The sequence below is a fragment of the Streptococcus sp. 27098_8_109 genome (assembly GCF_041432295.1).
In the GTDB taxonomy this organism is placed as follows: Bacteria; Bacillota; Bacilli; order Lactobacillales; family Streptococcaceae; genus Streptococcus.
The window spans coordinates 1-19,693 of sequence record NZ_JAPVZJ010000005.1; the positions used below are offsets into that span (position 1 = coordinate 1).

General features: G+C 42.8%; 23 protein-coding genes, 1 pseudogene and 1 other annotated feature. Of the genes and pseudogenes, 3 read left to right on the top strand and 21 right to left on the bottom strand.

Features of this window, described 5'->3' with window-relative positions; all coding sequences use genetic code 11:
* Positions 1 to 17: 17 nt before the first annotated feature.
* The 16 genes from O3664_RS03035 to O3664_RS03110 form a co-directional block, all read right to left on the bottom strand.
* Complete coding sequence (locus O3664_RS03035) at positions 18 to 1,013, bottom strand: PhoH family protein (protein ID WP_261240218.1); 996 nt, start codon at positions 1,011 to 1,013, stop codon at positions 18 to 20.
* An 84-nt stretch (positions 1,014 to 1,097) separates the two neighbouring features.
* Positions 1,098 to 1,313, bottom strand: coding sequence for a YozE family protein (locus tag O3664_RS03040; RefSeq protein WP_001232083.1), 216 nt, complete (start codon positions 1,311 to 1,313; stop codon positions 1,098 to 1,100).
* Between the two features lie 8 nt (positions 1,314 to 1,321).
* The gene (gene cvfB / locus O3664_RS03045; protein WP_001095458.1) at positions 1,322 to 2,176 is read right to left on the bottom strand and encodes an RNA-binding virulence regulatory protein CvfB; all 855 of its coding nucleotides are present in this window, start codon (positions 2,174 to 2,176) and stop codon (positions 1,322 to 1,324) included.
* Positions 2,177 to 2,235: 59 nt separating this feature from the next.
* Positions 2,236 to 2,793 (bottom strand): ribosome recycling factor, encoded by a 558-nt coding sequence (gene frr / locus O3664_RS03050; RefSeq protein WP_001262225.1) that lies wholly within the window; start codon positions 2,791 to 2,793, stop codon positions 2,236 to 2,238.
* 8 nt (positions 2,794 to 2,801) lie between these two features.
* Entirely contained in the window at positions 2,802 to 3,539 is a 738-nt protein-coding gene (gene pyrH / locus O3664_RS03055; protein WP_000002996.1) for a UMP kinase, read from the bottom strand.
* 83 nt (positions 3,540 to 3,622) lie between these two features.
* Entirely contained in the window at positions 3,623 to 4,957 is a 1,335-nt protein-coding gene (trmFO, locus tag O3664_RS03060; RefSeq protein ID WP_371613620.1) for a methylenetetrahydrofolate--tRNA-(uracil(54)-C(5))-methyltransferase (FADH(2)-oxidizing) TrmFO, read from the bottom strand.
* Between the two features lie 235 nt (positions 4,958 to 5,192).
* Positions 5,193 to 6,071 carry a 16S rRNA (cytidine(1402)-2'-O)-methyltransferase gene (gene rsmI, locus O3664_RS03065; RefSeq protein WP_084928592.1) on the bottom strand — a complete coding sequence of 293 codons (879 nt, stop codon included), beginning with the start codon at positions 6,069 to 6,071 and terminating at the stop codon, positions 5,193 to 5,195.
* A 2-nt stretch (positions 6,072 to 6,073) separates the two neighbouring features.
* The gene (yabA, locus tag O3664_RS03070; protein WP_000358228.1) at positions 6,074 to 6,391 is read right to left on the bottom strand and encodes a DNA replication initiation control protein YabA; all 318 of its coding nucleotides are present in this window, start codon (positions 6,389 to 6,391) and stop codon (positions 6,074 to 6,076) included.
* A gap of 39 nt (positions 6,392 to 6,430) precedes the next feature.
* Positions 6,431 to 7,321 (bottom strand): DNA polymerase III subunit delta', encoded by an 891-nt coding sequence (locus O3664_RS03075; protein ID WP_045606305.1) that lies wholly within the window; start codon positions 7,319 to 7,321, stop codon positions 6,431 to 6,433.
* Positions 7,318 to 7,956, bottom strand: a complete 639-nt coding sequence (gene tmk, locus O3664_RS03080) for a dTMP kinase (protein WP_371613621.1) — start codon at positions 7,954 to 7,956, stop codon at positions 7,318 to 7,320. Before tmk ends, O3664_RS03075 begins: the two co-directional genes overlap by 4 nt.
* A 228-nt stretch (positions 7,957 to 8,184) precedes the next feature.
* Positions 8,185 to 8,982 carry a pyrroline-5-carboxylate reductase gene (proC, locus tag O3664_RS03085; protein WP_371613622.1) on the bottom strand — a complete coding sequence of 266 codons (798 nt, stop codon included), beginning with the start codon at positions 8,980 to 8,982 and terminating at the stop codon, positions 8,185 to 8,187.
* A 3-nt stretch (positions 8,983 to 8,985) separates the two neighbouring features.
* Positions 8,986 to 10,248: a glutamate-5-semialdehyde dehydrogenase gene (locus O3664_RS03090; protein WP_084928595.1), complete on the bottom strand. Its 1,263-nt coding sequence runs from the start codon at positions 10,246 to 10,248 to the stop codon at positions 8,986 to 8,988.
* A gap of 9 nt (positions 10,249 to 10,257) precedes the next feature.
* The gene (gene proB, locus O3664_RS03095) at positions 10,258 to 11,367 is read right to left on the bottom strand and encodes a glutamate 5-kinase (protein ID WP_239822238.1); all 1,110 of its coding nucleotides are present in this window, start codon (positions 11,365 to 11,367) and stop codon (positions 10,258 to 10,260) included.
* Positions 11,368 to 11,476: 109 nt separating this feature from the next.
* The gene (locus O3664_RS03100) at positions 11,477 to 12,367 is read right to left on the bottom strand and encodes an RluA family pseudouridine synthase (protein ID WP_084928597.1); all 891 of its coding nucleotides are present in this window, start codon (positions 12,365 to 12,367) and stop codon (positions 11,477 to 11,479) included.
* The gene (gene lspA / locus O3664_RS03105; RefSeq protein ID WP_084928598.1) at positions 12,357 to 12,818 is read right to left on the bottom strand and encodes a signal peptidase II; all 462 of its coding nucleotides are present in this window, start codon (positions 12,816 to 12,818) and stop codon (positions 12,357 to 12,359) included. The genes O3664_RS03100 and lspA overlap by 11 nt, the downstream gene beginning before the upstream one ends.
* The gene (locus O3664_RS03110) at positions 12,815 to 13,723 is read right to left on the bottom strand and encodes a LysR family transcriptional regulator (RefSeq protein WP_001025692.1); all 909 of its coding nucleotides are present in this window, start codon (positions 13,721 to 13,723) and stop codon (positions 12,815 to 12,817) included. The genes lspA and O3664_RS03110 overlap by 4 nt, the downstream gene beginning before the upstream one ends.
* Between O3664_RS03110 and O3664_RS03115 the strand changes: the two are divergent.
* Positions 13,716 to 13,790: pseudogene (locus O3664_RS03115) on the top strand (AraC family transcriptional regulator); the annotation flags it as partial. The gene O3664_RS03110 and the pseudogene O3664_RS03115 overlap by 8 nt on opposite strands.
* Positions 13,791 to 14,077: 287 nt before the next feature.
* Here the strand turns inward: O3664_RS03115 and rpmA are convergent.
* From rpmA to O3664_RS03135, 4 genes are all read right to left on the bottom strand, one after another.
* Positions 14,078 to 14,371 carry a 50S ribosomal protein L27 gene (gene rpmA / locus O3664_RS03120; RefSeq protein WP_000916509.1) on the bottom strand — a complete coding sequence of 98 codons (294 nt, stop codon included), beginning with the start codon at positions 14,369 to 14,371 and terminating at the stop codon, positions 14,078 to 14,080.
* A 16-nt stretch (positions 14,372 to 14,387) separates the two neighbouring features.
* Entirely contained in the window at positions 14,388 to 14,732 is a 345-nt protein-coding gene (locus tag O3664_RS03125; RefSeq protein WP_000613699.1) for a ribosomal-processing cysteine protease Prp, read from the bottom strand.
* Between the two features lie 15 nt (positions 14,733 to 14,747).
* Positions 14,748 to 15,062, bottom strand: a complete 315-nt coding sequence (rplU, locus tag O3664_RS03130; protein WP_000109141.1) for a 50S ribosomal protein L21 — start codon at positions 15,060 to 15,062, stop codon at positions 14,748 to 14,750.
* 36 nt (positions 15,063 to 15,098) lie between these two features.
* Positions 15,099 to 15,186: a sequence feature (ribosomal protein L21 leader region), on the bottom strand.
* A 58-nt stretch (positions 15,187 to 15,244) separates the two neighbouring features.
* A complete protein-coding gene (locus O3664_RS03135) occupies positions 15,245 to 15,949 on the bottom strand; it encodes a YoaK family protein (RefSeq protein WP_084928599.1) in 705 nt (234 codons plus the stop codon).
* A 141-nt stretch (positions 15,950 to 16,090) separates the two neighbouring features.
* On the opposite strand from O3664_RS03135, the gene O3664_RS03140 reads away from it, so the two are divergent.
* Together O3664_RS03140 and O3664_RS03145 are read left to right on the top strand one after the other, a co-directional pair.
* On the top strand, positions 16,091 to 17,068 hold the full coding sequence (locus O3664_RS03140) for a Gfo/Idh/MocA family protein (RefSeq protein ID WP_371613623.1): 978 nt from the start codon (positions 16,091 to 16,093) through the stop codon (positions 17,066 to 17,068).
* Positions 17,065 to 18,147: a DEAD/DEAH box helicase gene (locus O3664_RS03145; protein ID WP_023947787.1), complete on the top strand. Its 1,083-nt coding sequence runs from the start codon at positions 17,065 to 17,067 to the stop codon at positions 18,145 to 18,147. Before O3664_RS03140 ends, O3664_RS03145 begins: the two co-directional genes overlap by 4 nt.
* 153 nt (positions 18,148 to 18,300) lie before the next feature.
* Here the strand turns inward: O3664_RS03145 and tuf are convergent, their stop codons facing one another.
* Entirely contained in the window at positions 18,301 to 19,497 is a 1,197-nt protein-coding gene (tuf, locus tag O3664_RS03150) for an elongation factor Tu (protein WP_001040726.1), read from the bottom strand.
* Positions 19,498 to 19,693 lie beyond the last annotated feature (196 nt).

Sequence of the window (19,693 nt, forward strand, 5' to 3'; positions counted from 1 at the left end):
TGAACTGCTCTTTTTTGCTATTCTGTTTCTTCTTGGACTTCTTCACGCCCTTCATTTTTAACTGGTACTGGTTCATAGGCTCGGATAATCTGAGCGACAACTGGATGGCGAACCACATCCTTGGCTGAAAAATGAACAAAGTCAATCTGATGGATGTTCTTGAGTTTCTCTTGGGCATCAATCAAACCGGACTTGACGTTACGCGGAAGGTCAATCTGACTGATATCTCCATTGACAATCATCTTAGAATTAAAGCCTAAACGAGTCAAAAACATCTTCATCTGCATGATAGTCGTATTTTGCGCCTCATCGAGAATGACAAAAGCATCATCCAAGGTCCGTCCACGCATATAGGCAAGGGGCGCAATCTCGATAATTTCACGCTCCATGAGTCGAGTTGTTTGGTCTTTCCCCAGAATCTGATACAAGGCATCATAAACAGGTCGAAGGTAAGGATCTACCTTCTCCTTAAGATCACCCGGAAGAAAACCTAGACTCTCTCCTGCTTCCACCGCCGGGCGTGTTAGGATAATCCGCTTAACCTGACCACGTTTAAGAGCTGTCACAGCCAACGTCACTGCAAGGAAGGTCTTCCCTGTACCTGCTGGCCCAATTCCAAAGGTCACATCATGCTGTTTAACACTGTCCACATAAAGTTTTTGACCCAGGGTTTTGACACGGATAGGCTTCCCAGTATTATCCTTGATGATTTCTTCTTCGTAAAGGGCGACAAACTTGTCGATTTCATCGTTTTTGACCATGCTAATTGCAGTCACCACATCTGGCGTACCAACGGTCATCCCACGATTTACCAAGACCATGAGAGCTTGAATAACCTGACGGGCTTCCTCACAGGCAGTCTCTTCTCCTAAAACCTGTACAATCTCTGTACGGGCATGAATCACAACATCAAGCTCTTCTTCCATCAAACGAAGATGGCGCTCATTGGAACCAAAAAGATGAAACAGGTCATCTGGATGACTCAGTTGAATGTCTATTGAATGTTCCTTCAAATAAAGAACCTCTCTAATCCTTTTATTTCTTTTTATTATAGCAAAGGGGTGGAGAAATTACTAGCCCAAACCCAGTGAATCATGCTAGTGCTCTATGTATTCTTGCCAGATAGCGTCAAAGTCTCCTAGGTTAAAAGAGAAACTGGCATGCTCCTCCAAAAAGCGACTCACCTCATCAAAATCATCTGTGTGTTTTGGAAAGGCTGACTCTTCAAAAGCTAGGTCTGCCAAGATAGCTTTGGGACTGTTACTTTTAGGATTGCGCTCGGTCATGAGCCAAGTGTAAAATGATTTTCTCATATGTCTCCCTAAATCAACTCTGTCCCAAACTGGTCTTGCTTGATTTTACCAGCCTTCATCAAGCCACCGAGTGCTTTCTTGAACTGACCTTTAGAAATTCCAAAGGTTGCCTTGATATCCTCAGGGGATGACTTGTCATTCAAGGTCATGAAACCACCATTGCTTTCCAAGTAGGTCAAAATCATCTGGGCATCATTTTCCAACATCTCAAAGGAACGTGGTTTAAGGGATAGGTTCAAAGTACGGTCCACTTCACGGAAACCAATAACACGCGCATCTAAAACTTGACCCAAACGTGGCTCTGCGTAGCGCTCGCTAGGATGGATAAAGCCAAGCATGTTATTTTCTGGCAGGTAAACAAAAGTCCCTGACAGCTTGAGGCGGTAAACAATGGCTGGCCAGTTTTGGTTCTGCATGTTGTTGTAGGCAGGACGAGCCAGACGTTTGAAGTCTTCTTGATAAGCCAAGAGTCCCCAGATACGGTCTTTCTTGTCCACTTCGAGACGGATGTAAAGTTGGTCGCCCTTCTTAGGCCAGAGTTCCTTGAGCTCAGGGAGAATATCGAGTGACACAACGATTTCCTTGTCAGGAAGGCCTGTATCCACAAAGACACCCAAGTCTTTACGAACTTCCGTTACAGTTCCCCAACCAAATTGGTCCTGAGTGGCGGTCACTTCTAGAGTGGTCAGGCGGAGTTTTTGCTTCATATCCGTGTAGGCAAAACCTTTGACCGTATCCCCTACCGTATGTTGACCTTCTTCCTTAGCAAGAGCATAGGTTTGACCATCCTTTTGCACAAAGTAAAAACGGTCGTTTTCATCGATGATCAGTCCAACGATAAAACTTGCAAGATTTGTATTCATATTTCCTTCTTTCGAATAAAACTCAGCCAGCAATGCCAACTGAGTTTTTCTGTTTATTTTTAGACTTCCAAAAGTTCTTTCTCTTTGTTGGCAGTCATGTCGTCGATGTGTTTAACAGCATCGTCTGTTACTTTTTGAATGTCTTTTTCAAGAGTCTTCAATTCGTCTTCAGTGATTTCTTTTGCTTTTTCTTGTTTCTTAGCTTCGTCCATAGCATCGCGACGGATATTGCGGACAGCCACCTTAGCATTCTCACCGACCTTCTTCACTTCTTTAGCAAGGTCACGACGAGTTTCTTCTGTAAGAGCTGGGATAACCAAGCGAATCACAGAACCGTCATTCGCTGGTGTGATACCAAGATCAGAAGCGTTCAAAGCACGTTCGATGTCTTTCAATGAAGACTTGTCAAATGGTGTTACCAACAAAACACGCGCTTCTGGAATGGTAATTGAAGCGATTTGGTTAAGAGGAGTTTCGACTCCATAGTATTCTACATGTACACGGTCAAGCAAGCTTGCATTGGCACGGCCAGCACGGATACCACCAAATTCACGAGCAAGTGATTGGTGAGACTGGGTCATTCTCTCTTTAGCTTTTTCAATAATTGCGTTAGCCATAATCTTTCTTATTCCTTTTCTTCGATATTATTTGAAACTGTTGTTCCGATATTTTCACCAAATACGACACGTTTGATGTTGCCTGGTTGGTTCATGTTAAAGACAACCAAGTCAATATCGTTGTCCATTGAGAGGGTTGAAGCTGTTGAGTCCATGATACGGAGACCTTTATTGATAACGTCACGGTGGGTCAATTCTTCAAATTTAACAGCTGTCTTGTCCTTCTTAGGATCGGCATTGTAAACACCGTCGACACCATTTTTAGCCATAAGGATGGCATCTGCTTCGATTTCAGCTGCACGAAGGGCCGCTGTTGTATCGGTTGAGAAGTAAGGTGAACCAATTCCGGCACCAAAGATAACGATACGGCCTTTTTCAAGGTGACGAAGGGCACGGCCACGGACATAAGGCTCTGCCACTTGTTGCATAGCAATAGCTGTTTGCACACGTGTATCAACCCCAACTTGTTGCAATGAATCTGCCATCACAAGAGCATTCATAACAGTCCCAAGCATTCCTGTGTAATCTGCCTGAACGCGGTCCATTCCTGCTTCTGCAGCAGGTTCGCCACGCCAGAGATTTCCTCCACCAATAACAAGGGCAATTTCGATACCTAAGCTATGAACTTCTTGAATCTCTTTTGCGATTGTTTGAACTGTTTGGATATCAATCCCTACGCCTCGTTCACCGGCAAGGGCTTCACCTGATAACTTGATTAAAATACGTTTATACTTGGGATTCGCCATTTTCACTCTCCTTCTTTTATCCTACCTATTTTATCACAATTTCTAAGATTTTTATAGTATCATGAGCAATTCTTTCAAAAAAATTAGACAGTTAAAAATTCTTCTAGGTCGCTAAGAGCGCGCTCTGCAATTTTTTCATAACGAGCCTTCTTATCACGAATACGCTCGCCTTCCAACTCCTTGATAATCCCAAAGTTGACATTCATTGGTTGGAAATGTTTGCTGTCAGCATGGGTGATATAATGAGCCAGACTTCCAATCGCTGTGGTCTCTGGGAAAACAGCCTCGCTTTCTCCCTTGAAGAGACGAGCGGCGTTAATTCCCGCAACCAAGCCTGAAGCAGCTGACTCAACATAGCCTTCCACACCTGTCATCTGACCAGCAAAGAAGAGGTTTGGCTGTTTCTTGGAACGATAGGTCTGCTCAAGAAGATTTGGTGAATCCATGTAAGAATTGCGGTGCATGACACCATAACGTACAAACTCCGCATTTTCAAGACCTGGAATCATTTGGAAGACACGCTTTTGTTCTCCCCATTTGAGGTGGGTCTGGAAACCAACAATATTGTAAAGGCTACCAGCCGCATTGTCCTGACGAAGCTGGACAACCGCATAAGGGGTTTTGAATTCTCCATCACGAGGTCCTGTGTAGTCGTCTGGATACTCAAGACCGACTGGTTTCATAGGGCCATAAAGCATGGTTTTAATACCTCGTTTGGCCATGACTTCGATAGGCATACAGCCTTCAAAGTACTTTTCTTTTTCGAAAGAATTGAGCGGTGCTTCTTCCGCACTGACCAAGGCTTCATGGAAATCCATAAACTCTTGCTTGGTCATTGGAGCGTTGAGATAAGCGGCTTCTCCCTTATCATAACGAGACTTGAGATAGACCTTGCTCATATCTATAGTATTGACATCGATAATCGGCGCTGCCGCATCGTAGAAATAGAAACCATCGCCGTCATTAAGAGCATGAATCTTTTCAGCCAAGGCATCGCTAGTCAAGGGACCAGTCGCCACAACTGTAATAACATCAGTCGGTAATTCTGTAATTTCATCACGCACCACTTCAATCAAGGGATGGTTGGCCACTTTTTCGGTTACCATTTGGGAGAAAACATCACGGTCCACCGCAAGAGCTCCTCCTGCAGGAACACGTGTAGCCTCAGCAGATTCCAAAATAACAGAACCCAAGCGACGCATTTCTTCCTTGAGAAGACCAACTGCATTTGTCAGAGCATCTCCACGAAGAGAATTAGAACAAACTAACTCTGCAAAATTGTTTGTTTTGTGTTGAGGTGTTGACTTGACACCACGCATTTCATAGAGTTTAACTGGAATACCACGTTCTGCAATTTGGTAGGCTGCTTCAGAACCTGCCAAACCAGCACCGATAACATTGATATAAGATTGAGACACGACACTAATACCTCTTTGGGAGTATGAAGACAAGGTTCACATTGAAAAAGCCAATCAAACTTAAGAGTTTTCGAATTTCTTGGATCAGGCTGAAAAAGTCCACAGGACTTACTTCGCTCTCGAATTTCTTGGCTCAGGCTGAAAAAGTCCCCCGGACTTTTTCACTCCCACAAATCTTTCTAATTTTTTCTTCTACTAGTATAACAAAAAAAGGGAAGAAGGCAAACTTCCCTGTTTAGTCATTTTCTTGATTTTCTTCCCATTCGTGGTAGGCAGCATAAAGCTGGCTTTTATTCCACTGGTAAATCTTAGCGACTTCCTTGATAGCTTGGTTTTTCTTCATGCCTTGCTGGATGCGGACTTGGATTTCTAAGAACAAGTCTTCCTCGTCTTTTTCTTCCACATCCTGACTGGCACCTTCAACGATAAGAAGGCATTCTCCCTTAAGTGGCGTTTCAGAGATGCTTTCCAGCAATTCAGAGATCTTTCCTCTTTGGTATTCTTCATAGATTTTGGTCAATTCCCTGACCAAGACGACCGAGCGGTCGCCGTAGACTTCTAGCATATTTTCCAACGTATCAGCTACACGATGGGGCGATTCATAGAAAATCTGAGTTTCAGGATAGTCTTTTTTCGAGTCGAAAAATTGCTTTTGCTGGCCTGATTTTCTCGGTAAAAAGCCGTAAAAGATATGTGGCTGTGGCGCTAAACCACTGGCAATCAAGGCAGAAATTCCTGCAGAGGCACCTGGAACAGTCACTACTGCAATTTCTTCCTCAATGGCTGCCTTAACCAAATCATGACCAGGGTCTGAGATGCTAGGCAGACCCGCGTCGGATACCTGAGCAATACTTTGCCCTGCTTTCAGGAAACCAATCAAATCAGGAATCTTTTCCTTGGCATTGTGCTCATAAAAACTGATTTGCTTGGTAGAAATGTCAAAATGCTTGAGCAATAGACCTGTATTGCGCGTGTCCTCAGCAGCAATCCAGTCCACTTCTTTCAAGGTCTGAATAGCTCGAAAGGTCATATCATCTAGATTGCCAATCGGCGTTGCCACTAGGTACAGCTTGCCATAGGGAGACTGCCCCTTAAAACTTTTTTGAATCTGCATGCCTACTCCCTGTATAACAACTCGTCACAGAACATACATTCCTCATCCTGCTCTCGACGTTGTCCATAAAAATCATTACAAACGTGAAATCCATCCCGGTAAATGCGACGGACACTTTCACGAACATGCTTGGCCTTGACGGGAGCATCTGCTTCCACCTCACCCAAGCGTTCTCGCAACTTACTATTTTCCAAGCGAAGAGCTGTATTTTCCTCTACCAGGCTCTTGAGATTTTTCTTGATGGCTTCCACATCGGCTAAGGTTACCAATAACTGTTGGGAAAAATCATCTAGCGCGTCAAATAATTCCTTTTTGTCCATAAAACAGCCCTTTCCTTTCTTTATCATTCATCTCTGAGTTTATATTTCTTTCAAGATCAGGTATTCCATGGCATTTTGAAAGCTGACATTAGCCTGCCACATTTTTCTAGCTTCTAGCAAATCTTGTAAAATCACTCTTACTCTTGCTTGTAGAATATCTTGTCCACAGAGAACTTCAAGAATCCGTAAAACCTGATCTTGTTTTTCCTTGTCATCTGCTAAGCTAGCTAGTTTGGCAACTTGCAAATAACTTTCTTTTTTCTTAGCTACTAACCAAGTCAGCAGGCGTTCACTTTCATCGACCAATGTCCAAAAACTTGCCTGATTAGCCAACTTTTCTGCTTCAGCTCGCGATTGACTAAACTGGGCTAAAAGAGTCGCTTTTTTCTTGACCAGACCTGCTTGTTCTAATTGATGGATGAGTTGTTCTTCTTGCTTTTTAAAGTGGAAAATCTGGGTCCGACTGCGGATTGTTGGTAAGATCTTTTCCTCATCGCTAGTCAAGAAGAAAATGTAAACCTCACTCTGGGGTTCTTCGATGACCTTGAGCAGAGAATTGGCTGCATTAGGATGCATTTTCTCAGCTTGCTCGATTATAAAAACCTGCTGCTGGCTTTCAATCCCTGCTTGAGAAAACTGGCCCACCAATTCCCGAATGCGTTCTGTCTTGATGACCTGATTGACTGGCTTAATCAAGGTGACATCGGGAAATTCTCCCTGTTCAATCAGCTTACAATTTCGGCATTTCTCACATGGTAAAACGCCTACCTTATCTGTACAAAAGAGGCTCTTAGCCAAAAACTGCGCCATTTCCAAGCTTCCAAAGAAACCTGAAAAGAGATAGGCATGATTGAGCTGGTCTTGCTCCAAGATACGGACAAAGCGGTCAAACTGTTCTGGCTGCCAGGCCTTTAGTTGATCTTGTTTCATTTAGCTAATCCCATTCTATCAAACAAGATAGCCTTGGTAGTTTCCACAACTTGCTCCAAAGGGAGACTAGCATTGATCTTGACAATGCGATTCCCTTCTTTGTTCAGAAGAGAAAGGTAGCCTTGACGAACTTTTTTATGCAAGTCCAACCCTTCCAAGTCCAAACGATTGACCTCACGATTGCTATTAGCAGCAATGCGAGCCAGTCCTTCTTCCACCTCGATGTCAAAATAGAGTGTCAAATCAGGTTTAAGGCCATCTGTCGCAAACTGATTGAGCCAATCAATATCATCGATATCCAAACCACGGCCAAATCCCTGATAGGCAAGAGAACTATCGATGAAGCGGTCCATAATGACCAACTTGCTAGCTTCAAGTGCTGGAAGAACTTTTTCCACCAAGTGCTGTCTGCGACTGGCGATATAGAGAAGGAGTTCCGTTTTAGGATCCATCTGAGTATGACTTGGGTCCAAAATCACTTCCCGAATCTTCTCCCCAATCAAGACTCCGCCAGGTTCACGGGTCGTCAGCACCTCTACCCCTTTTTCCTCTAAAATTGGTAGCAGAGCCTCTAAAACACTGGTCTTTCCTGCTCCCTCTGGTCCCTCAAGAGAGACTAAAAATCCTTTTGACATGTCTAACTCATTTCTTTTTTACTACTTCTATTCTATCAAAAAAATAGGGGTTTGTGACAATCTTTTTGTCTTCTCATTTCATACTCAATGAAAATCAAAGAGCAAACTAGGAAGCTACCCGCAGGTTGCTCAAAACACTGTTTTGAGGTTGCAGATGTAAGTTGACGCAGTTTGAAGAGATTTTCGAAGAGTATCAACCACCATAAAAGAGGCAGACACATCCACCTCTTATTTACCTAATTCTTGTGTTCGTTTGTATGCTTGACCAACTGCATCCATGACCGTTCCTCGAAAAGCATGCGCTTCTAGGCTTGCTACGCCTGCAATAGTCGAACCGCCTGGGCTACAGACTTGGTCTTTCAAGACCCCAGGATGCTCTTGGCTTTCTAGGACCAATTGACCAGCTCCTACCACGGTTTGAGCTGCCATTTTCAATGCCGTTTCTCGTGGCAATCCCGTCTGAACACCCGCATCTGCCAAGGCCTCAATAAAGAGATAGACAAAGGCTGGTCCACAACCTGCAAGACCTGTCGCTGCATCTATTAAGCCTTCTCCTAGTTCAACCAAGAGACCAGCCTTGGCTAAAAGCTGACAAAAGAGCTCACTGTCCTCAGCCCTGCAATTAGGAGACAAGGCATAGCTAATCACTCCTTGACCGATAGAAGCAGGAGTATTTGGCATCATACGAATAATTCTGTGTTGATTTGGGATAAGACTTGCTAGTTTTTCTAAAGTCAATCCAGCTGCCATGGAAATCAAAAGAAGACTTTCTCGTTTTTCAAGGATGGTCTGATATTGAGAAAGCAGTTCAGAAAACTGAGCAGGCTTCACTCCTAGAAAAATCACATCTGCTTCTGCAAATATTTCTTCATTGCTAGAAGCTTGACCACCAAAGTCTGCAATGAAAGCATCTACCTTGGCTTGACTACGATTGGCAAGGAGAATGTCATCGCCCGTCTTGGCCTGCAAAACAGCCTTGGCCAAGCTAGCACCCATATTCCCCAAACCGATAAATCCAATCTTCATCTCTTACTCCCTTATCTGTCCGTCACCAGTAACCACATACTTGTAGCTAGTCAATTCTTTTAAGCCCATTGGACCGCGCGCGTGCAATTTCTGAGTAGAAATTCCCATCTCACATCCAAGACCAAATTGTCCCCCATCTGTGAAACGAGTTGAGGCATTGACATAAACCGCTGCAGAGTCCACTTGATCTGTAAAGTAAGCTGCAGCTTCAGCATTTTCCGTTACAATGGCATCCGAATGATGGGTACTGTGGGCTTCAATATGGGCAACCGCTTCTTCTAAACTGCTCACAACCTTAACAGCTAGGACATAGTCTAAAAACTCGGTGTCAAAGTCTTGGGCCTCAGCTGCTCGACCTGAAACGAATTGGCTTGCTTTGCTATCCAATCGGAATTGAATTGGCTCCAGTCCAGCTTCCTTACGCTCTGCAACTAGAACTTGCTCCAAGCGAGGAAGGAAGCTTGCTGCTTTGTCTTCATGAACAAGGAGAACCTCCATGGCATTGCAGACAGAAGGACGACTAGTTTTGGCATTGTTGATGATAGACAGGGCCTTGTCTTCGTCTGCATCCTTATCGACATAAACATGGACAATCCCAGTTCCGGTCTCAATAACAGGTACGATAGCATTCTCAACCACGGCATTGATCAAACCAGCTCCCCCACGAGGAATAAGGAGGTCTAGATATCCCTTGGCCTTCATCATGGCATAGCTACTTTCTCGGCTAGTATCTTCCACCAGTTGAATCACATCTGGGTGAATAGTAGTCGTCTCCAAGCCCTTCTTCAAAGCTGTGACAATGGCATGGGCTGTTTGATAGGCGTCCTTACCACTACGAAGAACAACTGCATTTCCACTTTTAAGAGCCAAAGCAGCCGCATCAGATGTCACATTTGGACGGCTCTCATAGATAATACCGATAACGCCCATAGCCACACGTTTCTTTGTGATAACCAAGCCATTTTCAAGCTGATTGGTTTCCAAAACTTCACCGATTGGATCTGGTAAAGCAACCACTTCACGAATCCCAGTTGCCATTGCTTCAATACGTCCTGCATCCAAATAAAGACGATCCAACATAACATCTGAGATTTTCCCCTTGGCCGCTGCCATATCGAGGGCATTGGCTGCTAAAATCTCCTCAGTAGCAGCCACTAAATGATCAGCCATGGCTAGCAAGGCTTGGTTTTTTACGTCTTCACTAGCTGTGTTGATAGACTTCTTAACAGCCTGTACCTGTTCAAATTGTTCTTGTGTACTTACCATAGTTTACCTCTAAAATTCTGTAAAGAGAAGTTGGATTTCAGGAGTAATGGAAATCCAGTCATCACGGTGAATCAAGACACCCTTGGCTTTTTGAGAACGCAACATATCCTCCAAAGCAGATGCTCCAAATTGCACGCGCCCTTTTCCAAGTGATTTTCCACTTTCCTTGTCAAATACTGTCACGATATCACCGTAAGAAAAGGCTCCTTCTGCTTCAACGATACCAGATAAGAGAAGACTCTTTCCATGTTGAGAGAGAGCTTCTGCAGCCCCTTTATCAACCCAAATAGAACCCTGACTCTGAGCATAGAAGGCCAGCCATTGTTTTTGGGTACGAAGTCCCTTCTCTTGCGCAACAAAGTAAGAACCATCCTTGGTCTCCTCTGCCGCCTCAATCATGGCATCTGATTTCAAGGATGAACAGATATAAACAGGAACTCCTGATTCTGTCGCAATAGTTGCAGCCTTGATTTTTGTTAGCATGCCCCCAGTTCCGTTTGAAGAGCCAGCTCCGCCAGCCATATCGATAATCTCACGATTAATGGTCTCGATTTTCTCCAAGCGTTTGGCTGTTGGATCTGAATTAGGATTTCCAGTATAGAGACCGTCCACATCTGTCAAGAGAACCAAAAGGTCTGCTTGGACCATGGCCGCTACCTGGGCACTTAAAGTGTCATTGTCCCCAACCTTGAGCTCATCAATGACGACACTGTCATTCTCGTTGATGATAGGAATCGCCCCACGGCTAAGTAGAACTGACAAAGCCTGATGGGCATTTTTATAACGGCGCTTATCCACAAAGTCATCCTGAGTCAGCAAGATTTGCGCAGAAACGATTTGGCGCAAGAGAAGATTGGTCGTGTATTCTTCCAACAAAAGTCCTTGTCCTACCGCTGCTGAAGCCTGTTTATCAGCAATCTTAGTCGGACGCTTTTTAAATCCTAAGGCTCCAAAACCAGCAGCAATGGCACCTGACGACACCAAAATCAATTCATGACCAGACTCGTGCAACATAGCCAACTGCTGAGTAATAGCCTTTACCTTACTACGTGATAAACTTCCATCCTCATTCGTCAGAGAAGAAGTCCCCACCTTAAAGACAATCCGTTTGAATTTCATAGTTTCACTCCGATTCTTCATATTTATCCATTATAACATGAATGACAGGAAATAGAAAAGAGTTGATAGGAAAAAGGTCGAGACAAGTCATCTCAACCTTTTATCACGTCTAATTCTTTCTCAATCTCTCTAATGTTTCCTTAAATATCTCTGGGATATCTGCTGTAAATTCCAAGGTCTCACCTGTTCTCGGATGAGTAAAACCTAGAGTCTTGGCATGAAGAAATTGTCCATGACCTTTCAGAGTCTTGCGAGGACCATAGACCTCATCACCAGCGACTGGATGACCGATATAAGCCATGTGAACACGGATTTGATGGGTACGCCCTGTCTCCAGTTGCAACTCCACTAAGCTATAATCACCAAAGCGTTCTAGGACGTGGAAACGGGTTACTGCAGGCTTTCCTTTAGCAGTCACAGCCTGTTTCTTACGGTCTTTTTCGCTACGACCAATCGGCGCTTCAATCACACCGCGATCATTGGGCAGATTTCCATGAACAATCGCCCAATATTTGCGGAGAGACTTTTTATCCTTGAGTTCTTGAGCAAGTGCTAGATGCGCATCATCATTTTTAGCTATCATAAGAAGGCCTGACGTATCCTTATCAATACGGTGAACAATTCCTGGACGCAGAACCCCATTGATACCCGACAAGTCCTTAATATGATACATAAGGGCATTTACCAGAGTTCCACTAGTATGACCAGCACTCGGATGCACAACCATCCCCTGAGGTTTGTTAACGACGGCCACATCCTCATCTTGGTAGATGATTTCTAGCGGAAGATTCTCAGCTACATACTCTAAAACCTCTGGTTCTGGCACATGGTAAGTGACGACATCGCCCTCTTGAACTGTGTATTTAGCTTTCTTGACTTGACCATTGACCAAGACCTGGCCTGATTTGATTTGTTCATTCGCAAGACTACGTGATAATTCTGTCAAATCCGACAAAGCCTTATCTAAACGCAGACCACCAGTTTCAATTTTAATTTCCATTTATTTCCTCTTTTAGCATTGCAATCAATAAAATAATCACTCCAACAGTCAGATAGCTATCTGCCACATTGAAAATTGCAAAATTGATAAAGTCCACATGAAACATATCCACAACAAAGCCCTGACTGATCCTGTCAATAAAGTTTCCAAGACCACCTGCAATAATCAAGGTCAAACCCAAGACCATCCAGAGTGAGTCCTCCATGTGTTTATGTAAATACCAAATGGCACCAACCACGACGACCAGGGTAATGATAGCGAATAGCAACTGCTGATCTTGTAAGATAGAAAAGGCTGCCCCTCGATTTTGCAGGTAGGTCAAGCTAACGAAATTGGGAATCCAAGAACGCACTTCACCCAGTGGAATCTGCTGGACGATATAGGATTTGACCAACTGATCCAGCCCAATCAAAAGCAGTACAATGACTGCCACTATTGCTCTTTTTTTCATGATTTCCTCTTCTGATCAAAATATTCTTGCATGACTTCTACGAAGAGAGTCCCAGCTTGACTAAGCTCCACTTCCTCCCGTTTGACATAGACCATGTGATTATCCAGGTCATCCTTGAGACGAATGACTGTAATGCCATTAACACTATCACTATCTAAAAATCCAGATCCAGTCGCATAAGCGTCCGTCCGCTCCAAAATACCATTCAAAGTAGCACGGTCTGTCACATTGAACATCTGCGAGCTCGCACTGGTATCAACAAAGTTCTCTGAATAATAAAGATACTCGTCTTTTTCTTGAGTGAAACGAACCGTTGGTAGATCAGCTAAATCCTCCATGACCAATTCCTCTTTCTGGGCTAAAGGATGCCCTTCACGAAGATAAATGTGGGTATGGAAGGGAATCAACTCAATGACCTCCAGACCTAGCTTTTCAACCCTCTGCATAATACCCTTTTTATTTTGATTGTTAAGGTAGATAATCCCAATCTCACTATGCCCTTGGGCTACTTCGTCTAAGATTTGAACAGTAGTCGATTCAAAAATACGGAAATTTTTGTAATCAGGATAGCGCTCTGAAAAGGCAGTAATAGTTGGTGGCAAGAAGTCATAGTGCTGACTAGCAATGGAAAATTCATCCTTTTCTTCTTCAGGATTGGCATACTGATTTTGAAAAATATCAAATCCTTTAACCAATTCTTGCGCTTTTTCATAGAATTCCATACCACGACGAGTCAAGAAAGTCCCTGAGCTGGTCCGACGGAAAATCTTAAAGCCCAACTCTTTTTCCAAATCACGAACAGAAATGGACAGACTCGGCTGACTAACATACATCTTTTCAGCAGCTTCACGGAAAGTACCACTATTGGCAATGGCAACAACATAGCGTAATTGTTGAATGTTCATCTTCTACCCCCAACTTCTTTATCTTTTCATTATACCATATTTTAGAAGTTTTCCAAAAAGGAAAAAAGTCTGGAAATTTTCAAGTCTAAGCGAATACTCTAATACCCCAATACAAGAATTAGAATGATATCTTTTTTCAGTCCTCATTTTATTTCAAACAAATAAAAACAGCAAATCTAGTTGATTTACCGTTTATAATATGATGCAAATACAATTTCCATAATATGGGTACCAAAATGGGTATCAAACCAAAAAAACAGGCTCTCCGAAAACTCGGAAAGCCTTATTTATGCTATTTCAGCATCCTCGCCTTTACATTTCAAGGCTCAGGATAAAAAGGTTCACTGGACCTTTTTATTTAGCGATTGGATAAACAGAAACTTGTTTTTTATCGCGTCCTTTACGTTCAAAGCGTACTACGCCTTCAACTTTAGCGAACAAAGTATCGTCTCCACCACGTCCAACGTTTACACCTGGGTAGATGTGTGTACCACGTTGACGGTAAAGGATTGATCCACCTGTTACAGTTTGTCCGTCAGCTGCTTTAGCTCCAAGACGTTTTGCTTGTGAATCACGTCCGTTTGATGTAGAACCTCCACCTTTTTTGTGGGCGAAAAGTTGCAAGTTGTTAAGAGTCATTTTTAACATAATGTTTTCCTCCGTGTTAGTTTTCTGTGATAACTCTGGTTTGGACGAACTCTGAAGAGTTCTCCGATAAGTTTGCCATACCTAAGAAAAATGATTCAAAGAATAACTGGGTCATTTCTCTCTGGTGTGAAGGAAGATCTTTTGGAATTTCAACCATCAGATAACCACCTTCATCTTCGTTTAATTCTAGGATTGGTTCATAGCCTGCAAATTTCTCAATAGAATTGATAAAGTTAATGGCAAGCGTAGAAACCGATGCACACACGACATCTAAGCCGTATTCGCCACTCTCGGCGTGTCCAGTAATTTCCGCACTCCTCAGCTCGCCATCTTCGGCTCTCTCAAAGACTGCCTGTATCATGTGTTCTCCTTAAAATTAAGCGTTGATTGCGTTGATGACAACTTTTGTATATGGTTGACGGTGACCTTGTTTACGGTGGCTACCTTTTTTAGGTTTGTACTTGTAAGTAACAACTTTCTTTTGTTTTCCTTGTTTTTCAACAGTTCCAACTACAGTAGCTCCAGCAACAAGTGGAGTTCCGACAACAGTGTTTTCACCACCAACAAGAACAACTTCGTTAAAAGTAACTTCTTGACCAGCTTCAACGTTCAATTTTTCAACGTAAACTGCTTGACCAACTTCAACTTTAACTTGTTTTCCGCCAGTTTTGATAATTGCGTATGTGCTCATTATGCACCTCCTATGATTTTTATGGGTTTCCCCGATTTTTTTGTGAAGACTCGCCTAGCATCGTGGGACGAACCACTTAAACTTGAATAATCAAGCAACGATGTTCGTGCGGTTGCACAGGAACGTGCATAGTCAACTCTTCAATTATAGCATATCTCCTATTTTCTTACAAGTAATAACACCTAAAATGAAGCTTTTTCTTTTACTTTTTTCCGCCACTTGGCAAAAAGCATGCTGAGGTAAAAAATACTCATCATAATAGGAACACCAAGAATGGTCTTTTCATGATAGAAAATCGTCAAATAGGCTGAAAAGACAACGCCAAGGACAAAACTACTAAGCAGGCTAACAAATATGAATCCTTCACGCAAAAAAGGTGTGTGCTTGGTTCGGAAATAATCTCCAAAAGCTAGCATGGTCCGTTTGATATTTCCTGTCATAAAAGCGTTATTATAGGCAATACCCGACACTTCTCCAAAAGCAGTTGTCACCAATCCCATACAGAAGGCCAAGGGAGGTACTAGATAGATATTATCTACAGTCTGCGGCACAAAACCAATAATGATTGATAAGATTGCTAAAGGAAGCAATGACAAAATTGGTTTTTTCACAATTCTCAATTTTTCCTTATAAACAGTTAATAAAAAGACCCCCATCATAAAAGCTAGCAAGGTCATTACTTTGGCACTGGCATCTGACACATTGTGTTGAATGAGTCCCACTGATAGAAAGACGACATTCCCAGTTTGTCCAGCAACAAGAGTATTCCCTCGCACAATAAACGTATAGGCATCTACATATCCTGCACAAAAAGTCAAAAAAAGCGCTAGCCTCTTAGACTGACGTGATATTTTTCTTATAGGTAATAACCTCATTTTTCCTCCCATTTCATTTACTCATCTCATTATTGTACCATTTTCTTTGGAAAAGACCTAGTAGCTTATTTGAAATTTCTTACCCTCTGTTGGATAGTCCCGTCTATCTATGTTATAATGAAAGAAGGATTTGAAATCGGAAAAGGAGTAACTATGCTTAAATTAGGTGTTATCGGAACAGGGGCTATTAGCCACCACTTCATAGAAGCAGCCCATACCAGTGGAGAATACCAGTTAGTCGCAGTTTATTCTAGAAAACTAGAAACTGCAGCAACCTTTGCTTCTCGCTATCAGGATATCCAACTCTTTGATCAAGTAGAGGACTTCTTCAAGAGCTCCTTTGATGTAGTCTATATTGCTAGTCCAAACTCCTTACATTTTGATCAGGCAAAAGTTGCATTGTCTGCAGGTAAACATGTCATTCTTGAAAAGCCAGCTGTCACGCAGCCACAAGAATGGCTGGATTTGAGACAGACAGCTGAGAAAAATCACTGTTTTATCTTCGAAGCGGCACGGAACTACCATGAAAAAGCTTTCACTATCATCAAAAACTTTTTAGCAGACAAACTAATTTTGGGAGCAGATTTCAACTATGCCAAGTATTCTTCCAAAATGCCTAACTTGTTGGCTGGGGAGACACCTAATGTCTTCTCAAATCGTTTTGCTGGCGGAGCCCTTATGGATTTGGGGATTTATCCTCTCTACGCTGCCGTTCGCCTCTTTGGAAAGGCTCAGGACGCGACCTACATGGCTCAACAGCTTGACAATAGCATGGACCTGAATGGAGATGGAATCCTCTTCTACCCAGACTATCAAGTTCATATCAAGGCAGGGAAAAACATCACTTCCAATCTTCCTTGCGAGATTTATACGACAGATGGTACCTTGACCCTCAACACCATCGAACATGTCAGCTCAGCTATTTTTACCGACCATCAAGGCAATCAAGTCCAACTCCCTATCCAACAGGCTCCTCATACGATGACTGAGGAAGTCGCTGCATTTGCACACATGATTCATCAACCAGATCTGAATCTCTACCAAACTTGGCTGGAAGATGCAAGTTCAGTTCATGAGCTACTTTATACCATGCGCCAGACTGCTGGCATTAGATTTGAGGCAGAAAAATGAAAACCAAACTACCGACTGAATGGCAAGAACTGAGTGACCAACTCGGTTTCCAAGAATTTACCCCCATTCAAACTCAACTATTTGAACCCCTTCTTGCGGGAGAAAATCTTCTAGGAGTGAGCCCAACAGGAACTGGTAAGACCCTAGCTTACCTCCTACCAAGTCTTCTCAGACTACAAAAGAAAAAAGCCCAACAACTCTTGATTCTAGCACCAAATACTGAGCTTGCTGGACAGATTTTTGATGTATGTAAAACGTGGACTGAAGCTATCGGCTTGACTGCTCAGCTCTTCTTATCAGGTTCGAGTCAGAAACGCCAGATTGAACGCCTAAAAAAAGGACCAGAAATTCTGATTGGAACTCCTGGCCGTATTTTTGAACTCATTAAACTGAAAAAAATCAAGATGATGAATGTGGAAACTATCATCCTGGATGAATTCGACCAATTGCTCGATGATTCTCAGATTCACTTTGTCGAGAAAATTACCCACTACGCACCGCGTGACCACCACCTGGTCTACATGAGTGCGACGACCAAGTTTGACCAAGAAAAGATTGCGCCTAACACGCGCACCATTGATCTCTCTGACCAAAAATTGGATAACATCCAACATTTCTATATGCAGGTAGACCAACGTCACCGAGTGGATATGCTACGAAAACTAGCTCATGTAGAAGATTTCCGTGGTCTGGTCTTCTTTAACAGCTTGTCAGATCTTGGAAGTGCAGAAGAAAAATTACAGTATCGTGATATCTTAGCTGTATCTCTAGCTAGTGATGTCAATGTTAAATTTAGAAAAGTTATCTTAGAAAAGTTTAAAGATAACCAACTGACCCTTCTTCTTGCAACAGACCTTTTGGCTCGTGGGATTGATATCGATAGCCTCGAATGTGTTGTAAACTTTGATGTCCCTAGAGATATCGAAATTTACACTCACCGTGCTGGCCGTACTGGCCGTATGGGCAAGGAAGGTTATGTTATCACTCTCGTCACCCATCCTGAAGAACTCAAAAAACTTAAGAAGTTTGCAGGTGTCCGTGAAATTGTCCTAAAAAATCAAGAACTCTACATCAAATAACCCCCCCTTTGCTCTATGCCCATCAAGTGTATAGAGCTTTTTTATGTAAACAATTCTTCAATTTTAGTTCAATATCCGAAAAAAAGAACCTTGCAATGCAAGATTCTTTTAGTGTCTGACTTAAATAATTGTTCTTCTGGGAACTAAATCGAATTAAGCTTCGATTTCTGTAACCATACCTGAACCAACAGTACGTCCACCCTCACGGATAGAGAATGTAGTACCTTGTTCTACGGCGATTGGGTGGATCAACTCAACGTCGATTGTCACGTTATCACCAGGCATTACCATTTCAGTACCTGCTGGAAGTTCGATTGAACCTGTAACGTCAGTAGTACGGAAGTAGAATTGTGGACGGTAGTTGTTGAAGAATGGAGTGTGACGTCCACCTTCTTCTTTAGTAAGGATGTAGACTTCACCTTTGAATTTAGTGTGTGGGTTGATTGAACCTGGTTTAGCGATAACTTGTCCACGTTCGATTTCATCACGTTGAACACCACGAAGAAGGACACCTACGTTATCTCCGGCAAGACCTTCATCAAGTTGTTTACGGAACATTTCAACACCAGTAACGACTGCTTTTTGAGTTTCTTCTTTGATACCAACGATTTCGATTTCGTCGTTGACTTTAACGATACCACGGTCGATACGTCCTGAAGCAACTGTACCACGTCCAGTGATTGAGAATACGTCTTCGACTGGAAGAAGCAATGGTTTGTCAGTGTCACGTTCTGGTTCTGGGATGTACTCATCAACTGTGTTCATCAATTCCATAACGATGTCTTCGTATTTAGTGTCACCTTCAAGGGCTTTAAGAGCTGAACCTTGGATAACTGGAAGATCGTCACCTGGGAAGTCGTATTCTGACAATAGGTCACGGATTTCCATTTCAACCAATTCAAGCAATTCTTCGTCGTCAACCAAGTCAACTTTGTTCATGAAGACGATAAGGTGTTTAACACCAACCTGACGTGAAAGAAGGATGTGCTCACGAGTTTGTGGCATTGGTCCGTCAGTTGAAGCTACTACAAGGATAGCTCCGTCCATTTGAGCGGCACCAGTGATCATGTTTTTAACGTAGTCCGCGTGTCCTGGAGCGTCGATGTGAGCGTAGTGACGTTTTTCAGTTTCGTACTCAACGTGCGCAGTGTTGATTGTGATACCGCGTTCGCGTTCTTCTGGAGCAGCATCGATAGACGCATAGTCTTTAGGTTGGTTAACTGATGAAGGCAAGCGACGTGCCAAAACAGTTGTGATAGCTGCAGTTAGGGTAGTTTTACCGTGGTCAACGTGTCCGATAGTACCAATGTTAACGTGTGGTTTACTACGATCGTATTTTTCTTTTGCCATTTGAGTAAAAGCCTCCAATAAAATATATTTTATAGATAGACAGTAGGCAATACAGTCTAACTTTCCTTACTATTTTATCAAATTTCAGCTAAATTGCAAGTGTTTTACAAAGTTTTTGTGAATTATTCTTAATCTACTAATCTAAACGGTATTTCTACTCCCATCACTTCTTTAATGAAAAAGAAAAATCAGGAAT